Genomic DNA, 14096 nt, shown 5'->3' on the forward strand with positions numbered 1-14096 from the left:
GAGCTTATTTGAACTTTATTCGGTTATTATTCGGAGCTTAAAAACGCTAACGGTAAAACCGGGCAGTCCTATGGGTAGAATTGAGCAAATTTACCGCATGAAATGACTAACATTAACAGTAGTGTTTTTTGGAGAGGTTTCATGCTTTATGAAACGGTTTACAAATCATTTTCTTAAAAACATAACCTAATAAATCAACAATTCCTTTAATACCTAAGTATGAATAGGTTAAAGAAAAAGTCGTTATAAATTTCCGTATGTATCCGGAGCGGATGTAAAACAAACTTAATCCAGCCAGTCTCATAATAACCCATTCCCTTGTATATGAAGTTTGTTCTATTCTATGAATCTCATAAACTGTCTTTAAGTTAATAATATTTTGTTGTTCTCTATAAAGTGAACTCCAAACCCCTCCACTATGCCTGCGATATACAGACATACTTTCTTTCATGAAATATCCACTTCCTCTTCGTAATAAGGAATAAAAAACATGCGCATCTTTACAGTCTGGAAATTGATTTAAGAAATATTCATCAATACAATCTTTCCGAAATACAATAGATGCTGTTGTGAAAAACCATCCTAACTTAATCCAGTCTCTTAACAGAAAGGAAAAATTCATATATTTTGCCTTGGCAGGTAGGGGTAAATCTTTCATTTCTGATGTTTTTTGAATCAATAACTGAGCATGATGGCAACACAAAGAATAATTTGGATGCGTTTCTAAAAACTCAATTTGCTTTTGCAGCTTATAAGGTTTTGTCCAATAATCATCACCTTCACAAAAAGCTATGTATTTACCCTTAACTCTTGGGAGATTATATACTAAATGTACATTAACTCCTTTGCTATACTGATTTTCAGATTGATATATCACTTTTATCAAATCGGGATATTTCTTTTCATATTCCTTAAGAATCAAAGGTGTTCGATCCGTAGAGGCATCATCATGTATTAATATCTCAAATGCAAAATCTGTCTGTTGAGACAAAAAACCTTTTAAACATTGTTCAATATATAGTTCATGGTTATATGTCAAACAACAAATGCTGACAAGAACAGGTCTATTGGTATTTTGATTTTTTTCGTTATTCATTATTCTCGAAAATTTAGTTATAGAATGGTCTTCAATACATTGGTCATTTTCAAAACTTCTTTCCAAAAACAATATTCAAGAAAGTTGAGATTAATATTTTCATGTCAAAAAGCCATGAGCGATGTTTAAGATAAAATAGGTCATAACGCAAACGTCGCAACATTTTTTCCATTGTATCTGTGTAACCATTATATAATGTAGCATAAGAAGTTACACCCGGACGTATTTGAAACAGAAAGGCATAGCGCAAATCTTTTTCCATAATTTGGTCAATATAGAACTTCCTTTCCGGACGATATCCCACAAGTGACATATCGCCTACAAATACATTCCATAATTGTGGTAATTCATCTAAATGGTGTACCCTTAAAAAACGTCCGATTTTTGTCAGTCGCTCATCATTTCTCCCTTTATACAAGGCTGGTCCAGTTTTTTCTGCATTTATTTTCATGCTGCGGAATTTGTATATGTAAAACGGACGCCCAAATCTCCCGATACGTTCCTGTTTAAAAATGGCAGGTCCTCCATCTTCTCTTTTTACAGCAAAGTAACAAGCTAAAAATAAAGGAGAAAAAATAATAAGGCATATAAAAGCAATGATACAGTCGCTTATACGTTTTAGATTACGTTCAAAAGCGCTCATGCCATCAGGAATGAATGTGTGTTGGGATTTATTTTGCATGGTAAAATTAAAAATGAAACAAAATTTTATCTTTTACTCTTTTATAGAAATAGTAAGGAAGAAAATATGTAAATAAAAGAAAGAATGATATAAAATCGCCATATCCTTCAAATTCACGATAAACTCTGTAATTGTATTTCAGCATTTCAATTTTATTAAAGGATACAGAACCTTTCCTTTTTCTGTATATAGCAAGATATTCCGGCAAACCATAGGCATACTTCGTTTTTTTTATTATGAAAAGCCACAAACACCAATCTTGTCGTTTACGCATAGCCGGCATATAACATTTCCCTAATTTAAGCGTATCGTAAATAGCTGTTAAACAACCGATGCCGTTATCTTGTAATAAGCTCTTATAGGAAATTCTCTTTTTACATTTTATACGACCTATTTTTTCGCCTTGCTCATTAATGACATTGTATGAGGTATAAGTCAACTCAAACTGATTTTGTACCATAAAAGATAATTGTTTCTCTAGTTTTTCAGGTTCCCAATAGTCATCACTGTCGCAAAATGCGATAAAACGTCCTTGCGCTTCTTTGATGGAATTATTTCTACAAACTCCTGCTCCTTTGTTTTTCTCCATCTTGAAAATCTTTATCCTTGAATCCTTTTGCGCATATTTTTCAATAACAGAAACACTATTATCTGTAGAAGCATCATCTGTTATCAATAATTCCCAATGTTGATAAGTTTGAGAAAGAATAGACTCAATTGTTTTCGCAATAAAACAAGATGAATTATAAGAAGCGGTTATTATGGATACTAAACCATAATCTTTCATAATCAACAACCTATACCTTCGTATTCAAATCCTTTTTCTTTAAGCTCTTTGGCATTATAGATATTTCTGCCATCTAATATCAATGGAGTTTTCATGGACTTTTTTATCCGTTCCCAATCCGGTAGTCTAAACTGCTTCCATTCGGATAGTAATAACAGAGCATCTGCATCCGTAAGCATATCATACAGATTTTCCCCATACATCTACACAAGTTACATGAACTCCCATTTCGGCAAAACATGTACCCGATACTAAACCGACATAACCTGTACCGACAATTACTATATTCATAATATTTAATTTAAATCATTTATCATATTCGTAATGGCTTCTTTTGTCCAAAACGTGAGAAGAGAGCTATTAGGCGTAAACGTTAACTCTCCGAAATAAACCTGTTTACCAGTGTCATACAGATCCACCCGGACAAAATCAAAATCGGCAGACAAGGTTTCTGCTATATGTTTCATTTCTTCTAAATGCGTAGGTCGAGATGGTGGAGAGAATTTTTTTATTCCAACAATCCATGGTAATAGCTTCCAGTCTTTATCAACAGTTGTTCTATCGATCTTGTGAAAATCCGAACTTCTATTACTACATATTAATATACACTGGATCTTTCCTTTAACGCACATAAACTTATAGTCAGTCAGAAACGAACCGTCATCACATTCAATAAATTCTTCGGCATATATTTTGGGTATAATATATGGATAATGTGGTTCTCTTATACTATAGGGTTTGGCTATGAGATGATTTAAAAGCCGTCTCACTTTTGCTATAGGAAGTTCTCTTTTTGTCTTACATAGTATATGATTTCCACAACCGTTATTCACTTTCAACGCGAATTTTTCAGGTAGCATATTAAAGTCTATGTCATTTGCATTCTCCCATACTCCGTAAAGTTTTGGAAGGATCGAGGCAAACCCTTTTTCTTCAACATATTGTCTAACTTTTATTTTGTCCGTATAATCTGCAAACCGCTTAAATTCCGGCTTCAGCATTTCTGACAGTAAATATTCTGATAAATTCGTCGGTTTTGTGAAATTAGGCCATTGTTTCCTTACATGGAAATACCGTGTGGCGTAATAACATCGTGGGCTTATTCGATAAAATAAGTCTGCACATTTCCTTAAAAGTAACATATGATATATTTTCTATCGATATTGAACTTAGCGTTTTTCAAAGAAACCTTTGTGAATCCAATATGCTTTTTTAAACCATGAATTAGTGTTATCTATTTTGTGACTCCTTATGGTCAAGACGTATATTATATATAAATAGGCTACTAATTTTCCGTAAATCATCTTTGCTACCCAGCCACGATTAATCCAATACGTTGCGTCATACCCATGAAACCATATACTATCGGTTTGTGACACAGACATGATTAACAATGGGATGTATCTGATTTTAAATCCTTTTTTTAAACAGTCTATTAAAAATTTATTCTCTTCGCCACCTCCATTTCCTGTGCCGCTACCCATTTTCTCACAAAATGAAACAGGAATACGTTCTCGTCTAAAAGCTATTTGGCAAGAGCATACACGAAGTGCTTTAAAATATCCGATTCTGTATGTTTGTGAAGAATATCTCTTTTTAGGATGTTTAATTTTGAAAATTAGAATACTCTCTTTAGGATAGCGTTCAAAAGAAGTTGATATTTTTGTTTCATAATCAGTTTCTAAAGTCTCATCATCATCACAAAACAAACAAATATCTCCTGTTGCATATCTTATAGCCATATTCCTGCTTTTGGATAATCCACGTTCCTTAGTGGAAATCATTCGGGCGTGGCATATTTTCCCTTGTGTATTATAAAATTGGAACTCTTCGACTTTTTCTATATCACATTGATTTATTATTAAAGCGTCAGTTTGCACATTACTACGTTGAATAATAGAAAAGTCTTTTTGATACATGCAAGAAATAAGGACTTCTACTGTCATTTTGATTATTTTAAGGCTTTAAATGGTACAAGTAATCTTGCCAAAAGAAAATATATGTAATATTTCCACTTCCTACGTGGCTTATGTTTCCAAGGAAAACGAGAGCATATAATCCGGCAAATCCCCAAAACTGTTTTCTTTTTTTCTGATACAGAAAATATAAGGTATAAGCTCCTATTATGAAATTGAATCCATAAAAATAATATGCCACACGGTTAAACATTAAACTCTGTATAAAAATGTAATTCCAAAGCATTCCGAAAAAGTATAAATCATATATGATTGGTACCCACGTGTCTTTGAATTGCTTTTTGACTTCGTTACTGTAATATATGATACAAATATTAATGGTAAGCATTAAAACGAATCCTACACCGAAACCTGTATCTCGCGAAAGGAATTCAAGTTTTGATTTGTCTGTTGTATCAATGTATCCGGAATAAAAATCGGCTGCTACTAAATATTTTTCAACAATACCTATGACATCAAAAACAATATTCATAGTCATTAATACAAGCGAACCGGCAAGTAATAGGTATTGCAGCTTGATATTCTTTATCCATTCTTTCTTAAACATGAATATAGGATAGAATATCACAAGTATGATAGCTGATTTGTGTACGGATACAGCCAGCAATATAAACAAATAATGCCAAAATATTTTTTTATGAAATAAGCATACCATTGAGTATGAGAATATGCAAAAAGCTAATTGTTGTCTCATACCATTGGCATAGCTAAACCAGACACAACTGAACATAAAAGTATATGTCAGATATGGGTATATTGAAGGTGTTTCTTTAACCGAATAAAATACGAAGAAGATTTGAAGAAAAGCTATTATGGTAAAGAAAAATAAATAGTGTAGACCTAATGAAGATATTTGTTTAACCAGAAATTGAAATCCGGGTTCGAGATTGGGTAGAGAGAAAATGTCTCCCTGCAACAAACATTCTTCATATATATATTTATAAGTTAAATGATCTATACCTACTCCATAGCGAACTCCCATGATAATGGAGTATAAAAGCAAGGCTATCAAAATAGGTGTATACTGGGTTTTACCATCTCTTTTTATAGAAGAAAGCCAAACCATAACACTAGAAAGAGACAAATAAACCATTATAGATTGTACAGCAGATATTACAACCGCATTCATTATACAAAAGATTTAAATTTGGACGCTATTTCTGAATAAGCCACATCCCGTAAAATTTTAGCAATCCATCCATGTCCTTTAAGCAAAAGGCATACACAGAAGCCACAAATATTATTTATCGAATTAAAATGAAGATGTTCACGTAAATATCGAGAGTTGATTTCTTTGTATAATTCACAAATCTCTATATCCGAATAAAATCCGGAAAGAAATGCGGATTCTTTTGTCGTTGATTTTTTGTAATAAAGACATTCAATAAAATCCGTATCTTCGAATTCTTTTTCCATGCTTTGTATAAACATTTTCTGAGATTCAACTTTTGATAATGATATACGACGTGTAGCACTGCCCGGATTCGAGTATTGGTCATAAAAATAATAGGCCTTTGGCAAATAAGATATTTTTATATCGTTCTTTAACAGGTTACAGCATACATAGCTGTCTTCCCATACATTCATATTTGAAGGAAACTTGATAGTAAACCTATCGTAACACGCCTTCCGTATCAGTTTATTACAAAGGCTTCCGTGTAATTTTCCCGTTATGATTTCTTTCAATATGCTTATATGATCTAATCGAGAAGGTTTCTGTATAATATATTTTGTTTTGTTCCGGTATTTCTTTATCAAATCACATATTACCATGTCGGCGTTTTCTTCTACCGCAATTTGATAAAGTTCAAATAACATTTCTGAGCTTACCCAATCATCTGGATCTACATGGATAATATATTCTCCTTTGGCTTGTTTCAATCCATATTGTCTCGCATTTGACACCCCTTCATTTTCTTTATGGAATACCCGCATTCGAGAATCTTTCAAGGCATATTCATCACAAATCATTCTGCTCTTATCCGAGCTCCCATCATCTACTAAAATTACTTCAAAATCAGAAAAGGTTTGGGTAAGTAAACTTTCCAGACAGCGTGAAAGATAATTTTCAGCCTGATATACAGGAATAATTATAGATATTTTGGGATACATATTGAGAACTTAATATATTTTTCTAATAGTGTTTTTCTTAATAGACTAATAGTAAACTCGCCATTAAGAAAGAATTAATCTATCAAGAAAACACTATTGAAGACATAATTAAAGCTATTCTATGATAGAGAAATTGACAGATTGTTCATAACCTGTTACTCCATATTTCTCATTTACATCATAGACTTGTATTTCCGTTCTTTCCGGAGTTATTCCATATTTGTTAATTAAAATATCCCGAATGTGTTCTGCCCGATTGCGTGCTAAACGTTCATTCACATCTCCGGTGTTTCCTACTATGCAAACCCGGACATCTTTATGTTCTTGCATATAACGAGCTACACGGAAAATATTAACCATTTGTAACTCTTCATTAAAAGACAACTGTTTTTTATGAAAAACGACTGATGGCATTAATAAACTGCCATGGGCATAACCTTTGTTTACAATTCTTACAGTATCTGGAGAAAGGGTTTTTTCCTCACGAATCAAAGATATAGCTTCATTCATCGCTGAGATCTGTTCTTCCGGAACCAGACGGACAATTTTAAACCCTTGCTTACCTATACGATAACTTAGACCTACTGATCCGCTTAATATTCCTAAGAATTTCTTGCCTTTACCTAATTCCCCATCAAAACTTGAATTGGTGATTTCACTTCCAATTGTTAAGTGTGCCCCCAATCTTGAGGTAATGTTGTAATTTCCAATAACACCTAATCTAAATCCTATTTTCAAATTACCTTCCATTCCATGATAATTTTTCGCTCGCAACATTCCTACACCTAAATATCCTTGAGCAGTCCAACGACGGTTTAACCGTTTATTGGAATGAAATACATTGTACAAATCAAATAATAAATCCGCATTCAGCTCATAATACTTTATATCTTGTCGATAGCCATTCTTTGTTTCTACACCTTGATTTTCCCAATAGAGGCGAACCGGGTCGTCTCCTGTTACCCATCCATGATCATATGAGTAAATTCCAGTCGGACCGCTATTCCAACCTTTTAAGCGTGACCCGCCAAAATTAAGTCGGACACCAAAATCAGGATGGAACCATTTACCTAATGTCAGGCTAAATCCCGGCTTTAGTCTTTTTCCGAACGATAATTGTGAGTCATCTTCTCCCATCAACATACGACCGACAAAATCCGCTTCAATATAAAAATTGTCCCCAAAAGAGGATGTATAGCGCGTTTTATAATCAACACGAACTGTATCCATCCGTACTATTTGCTTAATTTCTTTGTTTTGAGCTTGTACTACAGTAAAACAGCTTAAAACTATGCCTATTGCAGTCAATATCTTTTTCATACTATTAATTCTTTTCTTTATTGTCAATAATCTTCATAATAACCGCACGGTTCCAACGGAAATCCTCATCATATGCACGTTGTGTATCTCCTTTTGCTTCTGTTGTAATACGAGAGGGGGCTATGCCACAATCTACTAAATAATCACGCACATTATTTACCCGCCGTTGACTTAGCTTCATGTTATATTCCGGATAGGCAGTTTCTTTGTCAGCATATCCAGTCAGTTGTACATGTGCTTTAGGATTGCGTATTAGGTAGCGAGCGACTTTGTCTATATTAAGTTTTTGCTCATCTTCTATTGTGTATTTGTCAATAAAAAAGCGTACTGTAAAATCTGTAATTTTTTCATCCGCATGTATTCTTGTCGAAATGATCTCAGGAGCCGGGATATAACGAATTTGTTCATAAGTTATTGGATTAACCTTCGCATAACGTTTGAATTTTTTTCCTCCGAACTTGTAAGTAATACCAAGCGATAATCCTCCATAGCCTTCTACTGCCCGATTACGTTGATGATTCTCCCCTCCAATTTGCCCATCAAATGTCTCATCCACAATAGTTCCTTGAAATTCAGCAAAAACATCCCAATTCTCATGCAAGCTTACATTTAATTGCAGCCCCGCATTAAAAGAAAAAGAATTATTGGCAGACAATCCTTGTGAACCAAAGGCATGACTAAACCCCGGACCGGCAGACAATATCAATCCGACTTTTTGGGGCTCTTTCGTAAACCAACGAACAGCATCAGTGATAATATTAACCGACCAATCCATATACGTAAATTTACGGTGTATCCAATATTCTCCATTTTTCTCGGACAAATAGGGTTTCATTTCATCCGGCATGGTTGTGTGGTCACCTTGATCGTATATATTGTAATAATAAAATGTTTGCAGCCTTGAATGACCGGACAGTTTACCGACTCCCATTTGGGCACGAAATCCCCATATTGGAGTAAACCATTTACCAATTCCCAACCTAAAAGACATCCTTGAACGGTCTAGAAAGTTGTCATATTTACGGTTTGCCTCTGCAGCAAGAGAATTAATGCCTCCAGAAAAACTAATAAACCAATTAGAATTTCCATTTCCGGCTATAACTAAGTCGGTTGAATCACCAACTGCCTTGATAAATTCAGACTGTAACTCTGTACGAATCGTGTCCTTTTTCATCTCTTGGGCATTGATTACAATCGGTAATGCAGACAAGAGAAATCCGATGAAAATTAACTTTTTTGTCATAAGATATTATGTTTTATAGAAACCTAAAAATTAAGTATGGAAATGGGTGTTTATAATATTATCATAGGGGATTTAATAACCGTAACGATAGCCATATCGTTTTCCATATTTATATTTATAACTATGCTTTCGCTTATTCATATCAATTCCATTTAACACACAAATTACTTCCGACTTCTTGTCTTGATTTCTCAGAAGTTGAATATTATCCAAACTTTCTTTAGGTGTATAATCCATGCGGCATACATAAATACTTAAGTCTGCTACGTGTGTAATAAGAGACGTGTCAGCTACTAAAGATATAGGGGCGGTATCTAGTATAACATAATCATAACGTTCTTTCAATTGCTCTATTATTTCACTAAAATCTTTTTTTGCGAGTAATTCTGTAGGGTCAGAAGGTATGCTTCCACTTGTTAATATATCTAATCCATCGAAAAAAGAAGATGTTTGAATTAATTCTGATAGTTGCACATGTTCTGTACCTTCAAGATAGTTAACCAATCCTTTGGACGTGTTAGGGACATTCAGTACTTTATTAAGCCCAGGTTTGCGAAGATCCACGCCAACAATAATTACTTTTTTATTTAAGAAAGAAAGAGACACCGCCAAGTTTCCCGCTATGAATGTTTTCCCCTCACCTGGCATGTTGGATGTCACGAGAATAACCTTATTATTCCCATTCATACGAAACAATAAGTTTGTTCGTAATATACGGAAAGCTTCATCAATTATGATATTACGACTCTTTTCGAGGACTATTCCACCAAATGTTTTCCACTTTTCAAATGGGATCTCACAAATTGGCACATCTATTTTCTCTTTAACATCATCAATATCTTCTATTTTATATTTAAAATAATCACGGAAATAAATCATACCTATAGGTATGATCAAACCTATACCAAATGCGGCTATCATAAATAGTAAATTACGGGGGAATATTGGTTTATTCCCAGCAGCCGCACTTTCAATAACACGTCCATTTTTTGCTGTAGAAGCTAGTGTTATAGCATTTTCTTCTCGCTTTTGTAATAACATGGAATACAGAGATGCTTTAAGCTCTTGTTGTCGGGATATTGTCAAAAACTCTTTTTCTTTTTGTGGAACCTTGTTTATTTGAATTTCATATCTATGAGCTTGCTTATCAAGATCACTTTGGGTAATCCATAAATTTTCAAGGACATTATGTATCATTGTTTGTACATTCAAGAACATTGCATTTAAGCTCGTATTCAAATTAATCACTGTAGGATTAGCTTCGGACGATGTACGAAGCAAGCGTTTGCGTTCTAATTGAAGATCATTGTATCGAGTTATAATCATATTCAAATCAGCATTCTCTAAACCAATATTAAGGGGTATTACCTCATTGCGATTCTTGGGGTTATTAATATATTCCTGTAAATATTCAACTAAACGTATTTGGGTTGAATTTTCTATACGTTTTTGTTCATATTTAGCATTTTCTTCTAGTGCGATTTGTGTATCGTTCGTCAAATTCGTTAATCCGGATTGTTGCTTGAAACTGACAAGTTGATTTTCTGTTGAACTTAATTCCTGATTTATAATTTCCAGTCTTTCTTCGATGAAATCAGCGCTTTTTTGGGCGACTTCATTTTTTTCATCATTAGCATCTTTATTGTAATTATCGATTAAACAATTCACAAAATCTATCCCCCTCTCTTTTACTGTATTTTCCACAGATATTAAGGCAATAGTTGTCATCTGCGAACTTGGTTTGATAATCAGTTTGTTTTTTTTGTAATCACTTGCTACATTCAAAGGTGAATTGATATAAGCTCTTAGCTGAACACTTTTATCTTCGCTTAATATTTCCACTGAATCATTTCGGGTAAAACTGATAGTCCCTACTTTAGTCGGGAGTATTGCCGGGAAAACATTGAAACTTTTCTCTTCTTCAATTTCTTGTTTATCTCCAAATTTATCAATGTAAACGTATTCAGCTTTTACGTATAAATTCCCATTCTCAGAATATTTAATTTGAAGTTCAAGCTCGGAATTTAAATTGTCCGCCTCCTGTGGTGTCATGTAAATATTAATAGGACTGTTTTTATAGAGAGGTTTATAGCCCCATAATCCTTTTTCTTCTACCTCTATATACAATCCCAAATCATAAACGACTTTTTGTATTAATGTTCTGGAAGAAAGCACTTCCACTTCATTTTCAAATTTGCTGGTCATTGAGAACATCCCGAGGTTCTGACTCCCCGTCATAATCCCATCGTTCATAAAAATGGGATTACGGTTTTGGTCACTCACTTTTATCAAGACTGAAGATGTTATATTATAAACAGATGGAACGTAACTAATAAATAGAAACATACCAATGCAACATGTGAAAACGCTACATAGAATCCAAGGCCAATAAGATAAGTATCTAAAAAGTAAGGTGTAAAAACTTTTAGTTTTTTGTTCTTTCAATAAATCGTTGTTATTCATCACTTTTTAATTTACAGAAGAATTGTTGCTAATAAACTGGCTATAGAAACCAAAATCGAAGTAGTATTGAGCCAAAGAGAAGTAGTATTCCCTATATCCGAATTTTTTGCTTTTATCTTATTAGGTTTTACATATAAAATATCATTTTGTTCTAGATAATAGTAGGGAGAAGTCACGATGCCTGCATTAGTTAAATTCAGCTTGATAATTTCTCTTTTCCCTTCTGAATTCTCACGGATCAGTTTCACATCATCACGGACACCGTAAATAGTCATATCTCCTGCCATGGCTAATGCTTCTAATATATTGATTTTTTCATTACTTACCGTGAATGTTCCAGGACGAGACACCTCTCCAAGTACAGATATTTTGTAATTGACCATACGGACCGTAACCACAGGTTCTTCATTTATTATATAGGATTTTAATTTATTACGTATCAAATCTTCTGCTTCCCGTTTAGTCAAATTACCGACTTTAAGCCGCCCTAATACCGGAAAATTAATCTCACCATTATTGTCTACTAAATATTGCTGCAAAGCTGGTTGAGAAGTAGCGGTAATAGATGAATTAATTGAACTTTGAACTGTTAAATTAAAAGGAGCGGCAACTAAAGGGTCTGTCGCATTTACTGTTATGACCAATAAATCTTTAGGCATGATTTTGGCATCATACATAGGTAAATCTGCTTCAAAATCATTAACTATTTCAGGATTTTGTAGATAAGGCACATTCCTATACGAAGTACACCCAACTAATGAAAATCCCATAAATAGTAGTAAGATTGCTTTTTTTATACTCATATTTTGATCTATTAAAAAAAATGGAATAATCTTTTGCGTTTTTTAGAATGAAGATGAAGTACTAACTCTTTATAAGATAAGCCCTCGGTAATCATTTTGTAAATAGTATCCCAATCGGGTAATCCTCCGATATTACGATCATCAATAAAAAAGTCTGCATTAACTTTTCTATAATGAATAATACTATTATCAGTCTCTTCCGGATAATTACGGTTTATCGCATAGAATTCAATACCACGCTGACGGCAAAAAGCTATAGCTTCTTCTAAACATTTCCCCTCCCGAACTGTCCAAAGGATCAACATATGTCCATCAAACTGCAATTTTTTTAAAGTGCTAATGGCAAAAGGTATTTCTCTTCCTATTTGGGGGTATTTGTTTTCTACGATCGTCCCGTCAAAATCAACTGCAATAATCATATCATTATGGGTAAGAAAGGGAAATAAGTCACTAAAAACTGTTTTTCAGTCTCTACAATTTCTTTTAGATCTACAGAAACATCTTCACTTTCTAAAATAGATTTCAAAACATAGTCAGCAGAATGACAAACTATGTCCAACTCTGTAAAATCTCCTATTCGAGTGTTACCATATATAGATTGATAGTGACTTCCGATTTCTTTTAAAATAAAAAGAGCTATTTCCACTGCACCCTCAAAATCTTTATCTGTTTTTAACGATTTAGCCATTATAATCCAATGATTAAGTTTTTCAGCTATAATTAAAATATCTAACTGATTTTGTGGCATAAAAAAACAAGCCTCTATTTTAGATTGATTGGGGGTTAAAGCTACTTTTGGAAACCGAATTCTCTCTTGAAGTCGTATTCTTCTTTGCCGCACATATTCATCTATATTTTCAAAGCTGTCTTTGTGTATCCCTCCTATAGCTATGGTCATACCACCCAGCGAAGTTACAAGGCATTTATCTCGTGCAATACGTATCCGATAACCTTCGAACCCAACAAGGGGGCCCGACGTTAAACGAACTAAAGTGTTACCAGTTGAGTAATGTCCAAAAGAATGTGGCATAAAACGAATCCGGGTAGGACTTACTTCCGATATTTTCATAAATGATTGCATTACACGATCAGGGATAATTGCGATATCTTTGGTACTACAATCTTTTATTAAGTGCAGCCCCCAAAAATTTTCAGAAAGAAAAGCCTGTATCTCTTGAACTTTACCCCGTACAAATAAGAGTCCAGCAACTGTAGGTCGCTCTTCTTTCTTTATCAGTTTATTCTCACGCTTATAGACAATATTTTTATGCACAAAAGTTTGGAAATGTGTTTCTAATTTAACTCTTACTATATCAACTTTTTTATGGTGAACAAAAAGATAACACCATACTTTTGGTTCTTGATATTGGGGCAAAATTTCCCCTTCCGAAGTAAAATCAATCTTTACTTCGTTATTAAAAGTGCCCTCCTGGGCATTAGTAAGAATTTCTGTACTATCCAGTGACATCGTTCTTCAAACTAATATATGTCTTTGGTTTTCTAGGCCGTTGATTACCTTATGTCCAACCTTCCTGTTTGTTCTAATTTTAAATATCACATTCATACGCAAAGACTATTTTTTGTATATGTAGTGTACTTCTCTTTTCAAGAGAT

The 14096-nt window shown here is 33.7% G+C and carries 14 protein-coding genes and 1 pseudogene; all 15 read right to left on the reverse strand.

What is annotated here, in order from left to right:
• Positions 1-139 precede the first annotated feature (139 nt).
• Complete coding sequence (locus Q0110_RS06415; protein ID WP_297904431.1) at positions 140-1096, reverse strand: glycosyltransferase; 957 nt, start codon at positions 1094-1096, stop codon at positions 140-142.
• A gap of 49 nt (positions 1097-1145) precedes the next feature.
• Positions 1146-1778, reverse strand: a complete 633-nt coding sequence (locus Q0110_RS06420; protein WP_297904434.1) for a sugar transferase — start codon at positions 1776-1778, stop codon at positions 1146-1148.
• 7 nt (positions 1779-1785) lie between these two features.
• Positions 1786-2565, reverse strand: coding sequence for a glycosyltransferase (locus tag Q0110_RS06425; protein ID WP_297904436.1), 780 nt, complete (start codon positions 2563-2565; stop codon positions 1786-1788).
• A gap of 2 nt (positions 2566-2567) precedes the next feature.
• Positions 2568-2765 (reverse strand): annotated as a pseudogene (locus Q0110_RS06430) (UDP binding domain-containing protein); the annotation flags it as partial.
• Positions 2746-2856, reverse strand: a complete 111-nt coding sequence (locus Q0110_RS18305; RefSeq protein WP_366139652.1) for an NAD-binding protein — start codon at positions 2854-2856, stop codon at positions 2746-2748. The pseudogene Q0110_RS06430 and the gene Q0110_RS18305, both read right to left, overlap by 20 nt.
• 5 nt (positions 2857-2861) lie before the next feature.
• Complete coding sequence (locus Q0110_RS06435; protein ID WP_297904439.1) at positions 2862-3566, reverse strand: ATP-grasp fold amidoligase family protein; 705 nt, start codon at positions 3564-3566, stop codon at positions 2862-2864.
• A 168-nt stretch (positions 3567-3734) separates the two neighbouring features.
• Positions 3735-4511: a glycosyltransferase family A protein gene (locus Q0110_RS06440; protein ID WP_297904468.1), complete on the reverse strand. Its 777-nt coding sequence runs from the start codon at positions 4509-4511 to the stop codon at positions 3735-3737.
• 10 nt (positions 4512-4521) lie between these two features.
• On the reverse strand, positions 4522-5670 hold the full coding sequence (locus tag Q0110_RS06445; protein ID WP_297904471.1) for an EpsG family protein: 1149 nt from the start codon (positions 5668-5670) through the stop codon (positions 4522-4524).
• Positions 5670-6653 (reverse strand): glycosyltransferase family 2 protein, encoded by a 984-nt coding sequence (locus Q0110_RS06450; protein WP_297904474.1) that lies wholly within the window; start codon positions 6651-6653, stop codon positions 5670-5672. The genes Q0110_RS06445 and Q0110_RS06450 overlap by 1 nt, the downstream gene beginning before the upstream one ends.
• A 114-nt stretch (positions 6654-6767) precedes the next feature.
• A complete protein-coding gene (locus tag Q0110_RS06455; RefSeq protein ID WP_297904477.1) occupies positions 6768-7973 on the reverse strand; it encodes a hypothetical protein in 1206 nt (401 codons plus the stop codon).
• A gap of 4 nt (positions 7974-7977) precedes the next feature.
• Positions 7978-9216: an OmpA family protein gene (locus Q0110_RS06460; RefSeq protein WP_297904480.1), complete on the reverse strand. Its 1239-nt coding sequence runs from the start codon at positions 9214-9216 to the stop codon at positions 7978-7980.
• 72 nt (positions 9217-9288) lie between these two features.
• Positions 9289-11469 carry a tyrosine-protein kinase family protein gene (locus Q0110_RS06465; RefSeq protein ID WP_297904483.1) on the reverse strand — a complete coding sequence of 727 codons (2181 nt, stop codon included), beginning with the start codon at positions 11467-11469 and terminating at the stop codon, positions 9289-9291.
• 221 nt (positions 11470-11690) lie between these two features.
• A complete protein-coding gene (locus tag Q0110_RS06470; protein ID WP_297904486.1) occupies positions 11691-12482 on the reverse strand; it encodes a polysaccharide biosynthesis/export family protein in 792 nt (263 codons plus the stop codon).
• Positions 12483-12493: 11 nt separating this feature from the next.
• Entirely contained in the window at positions 12494-12901 is a 408-nt protein-coding gene (locus tag Q0110_RS06475) for a BT0820 family HAD-type phosphatase (RefSeq protein ID WP_297904489.1), read from the reverse strand.
• Positions 12898-13950 (reverse strand): transcriptional regulator, encoded by a 1053-nt coding sequence (locus Q0110_RS06480; protein ID WP_297904493.1) that lies wholly within the window; start codon positions 13948-13950, stop codon positions 12898-12900. The genes Q0110_RS06475 and Q0110_RS06480 overlap by 4 nt, the downstream gene beginning before the upstream one ends.
• Between the last annotated feature and the right edge of the window lie 146 nt (positions 13951-14096).

Origin of the sequence: uncultured Parabacteroides sp. (assembly GCF_947855115.1) — a bacterium.
Taxonomy (GTDB): Bacteria; Bacteroidota; Bacteroidia; order Bacteroidales; family Tannerellaceae; genus Parabacteroides.

Bases quoted from the DNA above. Each gene is read 5' to 3' on its own strand.
- Q0110_RS06415 (WP_297904431.1), bottom strand. From the start codon at position 1,096: ATGAATAACGAAAAAAATCAAAATACCAATAGACCTGTTCTTGTCAGC.
- Q0110_RS06420 (WP_297904434.1), bottom strand. From the start codon at position 1,778: ATGCAAAATAAATCCCAACACACATTCATTCCTGATGGCATGAGCGCT.
- Q0110_RS06425 (WP_297904436.1), bottom strand. From the start codon at position 2,565: ATGAAAGATTATGGTTTAGTATCCATAATAACCGCTTCTTATAATTCA.
- Q0110_RS18305 (WP_366139652.1), bottom strand. From the start codon at position 2,856: ATGAATATAGTAATTGTCGGTACAGGTTATGTCGGTTTAGTATCGGGT.
- Q0110_RS06435 (WP_297904439.1), bottom strand. From the start codon at position 3,566: ATGCTGAAGCCGGAATTTAAGCGGTTTGCAGATTATACGGACAAAATA.
- Q0110_RS06440 (WP_297904468.1), bottom strand. From the start codon at position 4,511: ATGACAGTAGAAGTCCTTATTTCTTGCATGTATCAAAAAGACTTTTCT.
- Q0110_RS06445 (WP_297904471.1), bottom strand. From the start codon at position 5,670: ATGAATGCGGTTGTAATATCTGCTGTACAATCTATAATGGTTTATTTG.
- Q0110_RS06450 (WP_297904474.1), bottom strand. From the start codon at position 6,653: ATGTATCCCAAAATATCTATAATTATTCCTGTATATCAGGCTGAAAAT.
- Q0110_RS06455 (WP_297904477.1), bottom strand. From the start codon at position 7,973: ATGAAAAAGATATTGACTGCAATAGGCATAGTTTTAAGCTGTTTTACT.
- Q0110_RS06460 (WP_297904480.1), bottom strand. From the start codon at position 9,216: ATGACAAAAAAGTTAATTTTCATCGGATTTCTCTTGTCTGCATTACCG.
- Q0110_RS06465 (WP_297904483.1), bottom strand. From the start codon at position 11,469: ATGAACGATGGGATTATGACGGGGAGTCAGAACCTCGGGATGTTCTCA.
- Q0110_RS06470 (WP_297904486.1), bottom strand. From the start codon at position 12,482: ATGAGTATAAAAAAAGCAATCTTACTACTATTTATGGGATTTTCATTA.
- Q0110_RS06475 (WP_297904489.1), bottom strand. From the start codon at position 12,901: ATGATTATTGCAGTTGATTTTGACGGGACGATCGTAGAAAACAAATAC.
- Q0110_RS06480 (WP_297904493.1), bottom strand. From the start codon at position 13,950: ATGTCACTGGATAGTACAGAAATTCTTACTAATGCCCAGGAGGGCACT.